The sequence below is a fragment of the Sphingorhabdus sp. genome, from assembly GCF_044239665.1.
In the GTDB taxonomy this organism is placed as follows: domain Bacteria; phylum Pseudomonadota; class Alphaproteobacteria; order Sphingomonadales; family Sphingomonadaceae; genus Sphingorhabdus_B.
Genome location: NZ_JBIIBA010000053.1, coordinates 1 through 4,421, shown reverse-complemented (window position 1 = coordinate 4,421; position 4,421 = coordinate 1). Strand labels below are relative to the sequence as shown.

The 4,421-nt window shown below is 52.5% G+C and carries 3 protein-coding genes and 1 tRNA gene; 3 read left to right on the top strand and 1 reads right to left on the bottom strand.

Annotated elements, in window-relative coordinates:
* Positions 1–967 precede the first annotated feature (967 nt).
* Positions 968–2,368 (top strand): DUF1570 domain-containing protein, encoded by a 1,401-nt coding sequence (locus tag ACILP3_RS10425; protein ID WP_395616565.1) that lies wholly within the window; start codon positions 968–970, stop codon positions 2,366–2,368.
* Between the two features lie 332 nt (positions 2,369–2,700).
* On the opposite strand, the gene ACILP3_RS10420 is transcribed toward ACILP3_RS10425, so the two are convergent.
* Positions 2,701–2,786 (bottom strand) — tRNA-Tyr (locus ACILP3_RS10420).
* Positions 2,787–2,931: 145 nt separating this feature from the next.
* On the opposite strand from ACILP3_RS10420, the gene rlmB reads away from it, so the two are divergent.
* Positions 2,932–3,693 (top strand): 23S rRNA (guanosine(2251)-2'-O)-methyltransferase RlmB, encoded by a 762-nt coding sequence (rlmB, locus tag ACILP3_RS10415; protein WP_395616564.1) that lies wholly within the window; start codon positions 2,932–2,934, stop codon positions 3,691–3,693.
* Positions 3,694–3,698: 5 nt separating this feature from the next.
* A complete protein-coding gene (locus ACILP3_RS10410; RefSeq protein WP_395616563.1) occupies positions 3,699–4,322 on the top strand; it encodes a DNA-3-methyladenine glycosylase family protein in 624 nt (207 codons plus the stop codon).
* The last annotated feature ends 99 nt before the right edge of the window (positions 4,323–4,421 follow it).

Below are 4,421 nucleotides of genomic sequence, written 5' to 3'. Positions count from 1 at the left end.
TCTATCCGGCGCATCTGCGCCGCACTCAACATCGGTAGATCAATCATCAACTGCTCCTTTATCAGAAGTTCAGTTGAATCAAACTTCGCCCTTACATGCAACTAATTTAATGCATCCTGAGCCTAGGTAGTTCGGCTCGTTTGGTGCTTGTACCTGCCGTGAGCCGCAGCACAATGATCAACGCGATTGCAATAAGAGACAGCGCGAGCGGGAATATACCAAAATGCCGAAACCACTTCAGCAGTTCGAATATGGAAGAAAAGAAAATATCATCAAAGCGGGGATCTTTTTGGATCCTCATAGCCATATCCCTAATAGCGGGCCAAAAGACAATTGATGCCTTTTCACTTGAAAATCGTCAGCCGTCTAAAACGATCAATCACATGACTAAAACCGGATCGACTTAATATGTTCCCCGTGGCAGATTTATCCGTTCCCAGCCTAAGGGTCCGGACCTATTATGACCATGCCATGGGTTCACAGTGCGGCACTCATGATTTGATTTTGCAACTGACTTCATCGCCGCTTTGACGATGCTGGATCGCCTGTTGCGTGCAGCGCCCCCGGCATAGGTAAAGCGATGTCGCGTATTTTGGCAGAGCCTGGCGTGACCAATCAAGAGGACCGCGCAGTCAAGGGACACAAATACGATGCGCCCCTGTGTGCTCCAATAAATGCCTCCTGCGGGATAGGAGCATTCCCAAATTGGCCGCCGACGCCCCATTGAGCGCTATCTAGAATGAAAGATTGGTTCCTTGTCGACTGCCCTAGCTTGCGAAATATTTTTATAAAAAATACATAATTTTATGTTGAAACATTTAGTCTTTGTTCTAAAATATCAGTGTCTTAAAAAAGCGGCCTGTTTATGATAATAAAGATTAAAAGTTTCATATTCTTCATAATGACGTTGTTTATTCCGGGGCAAGCGTATGCCGAATGGCATGAGGCAAGCAGCGAAAATTTCCTCGTGATTGCTGACCAGAATGAAAAAGACACACGGGAATTCGCAGAACGGTTGGAACGGTTTCATACCGCCATGTACTATATTCTTGGACGCGAAACCCAAAAGATCAGTCCCTCGAACCGAGTTACCATCTATGTTGTTCGAAGTTCCAGCGATGTGCGAAAGCTTGCAGGCGACAAATCCGGCTTTCTGCAAGGCTTTTATCAAGCAAGAGCCGGAGGATCAGTCGCTTTTACCGCAAGGGTCGAAAGTAATGGCGCCGATGTTTCCCAGAGCGAGCAAGTGCTTTTTCATGAATATGCCCACCACGTCATGCACAGCACAAACCAATGGTCGACACCACGTTGGCTAAGCGAGGGCTTCGCCGAATTTTTCTCAACAGCGCGATTTGAAAAAAACGGCGGCGTTGGACTTGGATTACCTGCAAATCACCGCGCTGCCGAGCTGGCGCTTGCCAAGGATGTTCCCATTCAGGCGTTGCTGGACGCGAGCGCATACAAAAAGCCCAAGAAAGGCGCTTATGATGAGTTTTACGGGCGTAGCTGGCTACTTTACCATTATCTGCTGCTGAGTGGAAAACGACCGCGTCAGCTCATCAACTATCAGGTAGCGCTCGCCAACGGCGCGGCTGAACTGGACGCTGCAAACACCGCATTCGGCGACCTCAATCAGCTTGAAAAAGAGATGAATGCGTATCTTGCGCAGCGGCGCTTGAAATACATACCCATTCCGGACGAAAAGTTAAAAGTGGGTGCAATCACGGTACGCAAAATGCGCGACGCCGAAGCGGCGATGATGCCGGTGATCTTGGTGTCAAAGCGCGGGGTGAACGCAGATACGGCAAAGGCCCTGCTACCGCAGGCACAAAGCATTGCGCGCAGCTATCCCAACGATCCCTTTGTTTTGGCGGCGTTGGCCGAAGCTGAGCATGATGCTGGAAATTATGCCGTGGCACTGCAAACTGCCGACAAGGCGCTGGCGGCTGATCCTGCATCGATAAATGCGCATGTCCAAAAGATATATGCGTTGTCACAGCTTGCAGTAAATTCTGACGATCCAGATACTACTTGGAAACTCGTGCGTAGGGCTGTTGCTGCGCTAAACAGGGTCGAGGTCGAGCACCCCATTCCATTGATCTATTTTTACCGTAGCCTGAAATTAGCAGGTAAGGACATTACTGAAATTGCAGCACATGGTCTCGAGCGCGCATTACAACTCGCACCATATGACAAAAATGTTCGTTGGGAGCTCACACAGCAACTTGTCGCAGAAGAAAAATACGCGATAGCATATCGGATATTATTGCCGCTGGCCAATGACCCACATACTCGGAGTGATGATAATCCCGCCATAAAGTTGCTCGCGCAGATCAAGCAAAAATTGGAGCAAGAGCCCAGAGCATAATGGCTGTAGCAACCTGATAGCAATGGTTGATAGGCTAAATTGCTTCGACGCTGCGCGATAGACCAAAGCAATCCTCGTGCTGCCTGTGCGCGGTTTTCCGCATGCATGTTATGCTAACCTCGATAATGGCACCGCCAATATCGCTCTTATGATGAACGATGCGCTGACAAAATCGCTCGCCGAGTGGAACATCGCAATCTTGACCAGCTCTCACCAACCTTCTGCAATGGCGCATACCGATTTTGAAAGGCGTCAAAAATCCAACGTTGTTAGCCAAGCCAAAATAAGAAGTGATGGTTTACAATGCCCACAGCACGCATCGCGCGCAAAAATGGTGGACAGGGCTGGATTCGAACCAGCGTACGGAAAACCGGGCAGATTTACAGTCTGCTGCCTTTAACCACTCGGCCACCTGTCCACATCTTCGCGCGGGGCATCATGTGTTTGCATGAGGGCCGGTCCCGCAGAAGAAGCAGCCCAATGGCGAAACGGCCCTTGCCTGTCAATGCCTCAAGTGGGAAAGGGCACCAGAAGCTTCTCTTTTTCATGCACAGGTACATATAATGTCTTCACATAAGAGCCATCGACGCCGCGGCGCTGCCGTTACCAGCGGCAATCCCAAATTTTACGGACGGCACGCCGTCTATGCCGCGCTCGACAATCCCGAACGCCGCCTGATCAATTTATGGGGCACGCGGGAGGAAATTGGCAAAATTGTCGTGCCTGACGGGCTGACGGTGCAATATGCCGAAGTGAATGATTTGGCGCGTTTTGTGCCGAAAGATGCCCCGCATCAAGGCTTAGTACTTGAGGTTGCGCCGCTGGAGGATGTCTGGCTGACCGATGCACTTGCGTTGCCGAATGACGATAACCGGCCCTTGCTGATTCTCGACCAAGTCACTGATCCGCACAATGTCGGCGCGATATTCCGGACAGCGGCCGCCTTTGACGCGGTGGCTGTTGTGACTCAAGACCGGCATGCACCCCCCGAATCGGGCGCATTGGCCAAAGCTGCGTCGGGCGGGCTGGAAGTTACGCCATGGGTGCGGGTGGTTAATCTGGCGCGTGCGCTGGAGGAGATTGCCGAGGCGGGATATTGGCGAATCGGCTTGTCCGGCCATGCCGAGGTCACGCTGGATCAAGCGCTGACACCGGGACGCAATGCATTGGTGCTAGGCGCAGAAGGCGACGGCATGCGGCGTAATATTGAGGAACATTGCGACCAATTGGCGAAATTGCCGATCAGCGCACAGATGGAATCGCTGAACGTGTCCAATGCCGCCGCAATCGCCTTATACGCGGCCACCGTGCGACGCAGCACATAAGCCGCGTGGGCATCACGACACAAAAGCTAGTTGCCGCGCTTGATGCGCTGGCCGCGATTGAGCCCGGCATCGCTGAGGCCATCACGGTCACAGGCTATCCTGACGAACGGATAAGTCAGCGCGGATACGCCACCTTGCTGCGCACGATAGTCGGCCAACAGGTCAGCGTCGCGGCGGCGGCATCGGTCTGGAACAAGCTGGAAGCCCAACTGGGCACCGGATGCCCGCCCGAGCAGTTGTTGGCGCAAGATTTCGACGCATTGCGCGCCTGCGGCCTTAGTCGGCAGAAACAGGGCTATGCGCGGTCACTGGCGGAGCTGGTGCTATCAGGCGCATTGCCACTCGACGCCTTGCCCGATGATGATGAGGCGGCGATTGCCTATCTTATGCAGGTCAAGGGCATTGGCCGCTGGTCAGCAGAGATATATTTGCTGTTTGCCGAAGGCCGCCCAGATATTTGGCCAGCGGGCGACCTTGCGGTGCAAGAAGGGGTTGGTCGCTTGCTCAAGCTTGACGCGCGACCATCGGAAAAAGAAATTCGCGCCATTGCCGAACGCTGGCGGCCGCATCGCGGGGCCGCAGCGATTTTTAGTTGGCATATCTATGCTAAGGGTTTTCAAGCAATTTAAGCGCCACAACATATTTGCACTATAGGCGCCTGCAATAATCAGTTGACGTTTTGGGCAAATTGATGTCGCTGACAGTCATGTGAGTAAGAGAGGAATGAT